The organism is Pseudomonas sp. EL_65y_Pfl2_R96 (assembly GCF_963970905.1).
Classification (GTDB): domain Bacteria; phylum Pseudomonadota; class Gammaproteobacteria; order Pseudomonadales; family Pseudomonadaceae; genus Aquipseudomonas.
Genome location: NZ_CAXAQH010000149.1, coordinates 1 through 598 on the forward strand (window position 1 = coordinate 1; position 598 = coordinate 598).

General features: G+C 65.4%; 2 protein-coding genes. Both read right to left on the bottom strand.

Annotation, left to right across the window (positions count from 1 at the left end; translation table 11 throughout):
* Nucleotides 1-180, bottom strand: a 180-nt coding sequence (locus AACY49_RS29930; RefSeq protein ID WP_339527819.1) for a GTPase domain-containing protein, incomplete at its 3' end; no start/stop codon positions are given.
* Nucleotides 173-598: DUF2868 domain-containing protein (locus AACY49_RS29935; protein ID WP_339527820.1), on the bottom strand; the 426-nt coding region annotated here is incomplete at its 5' end. The genes AACY49_RS29935 and AACY49_RS29930, both read right to left, overlap by 8 nt.

Sequence of the window (598 nt, forward strand, 5' to 3'; positions counted from 1 at the left end):
GAGCAACGGCTCGCCGTCCACCGACAGCCGCGCGCCCTCGACATGCCGGGTGGTACTCGGTCGATGCGAGACTTCGCCGAAACCGACATCGCGGGTCAGCGTGCGCAACAGCGAAGTCTTGCCAACGTTGGTGTGGCCGACCACGGCGAGTTTCAGCGGCGCTTTGAAGGCATCAGTCATGACCGCTCTCCAGCCAGTTCAACGGTGCGCAATCAGCAAAGGGTAGTTCCAACTGTTGCAGTGCGATGTGCCAGTCGCCGAGGCGTTCGGCGTCCAGCGCTTCACCGGGCGGCGCTTGCAGCAGCCAGACGCGGGTGGCGCTGGCGTTGCGCGCCAGTTCGGCGATCAGCGCGAGGCTGCCGCGATCCGGCGAGCGCCGTGGATCGCAAGCGATAACCAGACGTGCCGGGGGGAAGCGGCTGAGTTGTTCGAGCAGTTTGTTGCGTGACTCGCGGCTGTCGAGGATGCCAGCGTTGCTCACGGTTTTCGGCAGCGCCGGCGGCCATGGGCGTTGCTCGTCGAGTTCGATCGCCACCAGCAATGCGCCTTCGCTGGCGTGTTCGCTGACGCTGCTTTCGACGCGGTGCAATTGCTCAGG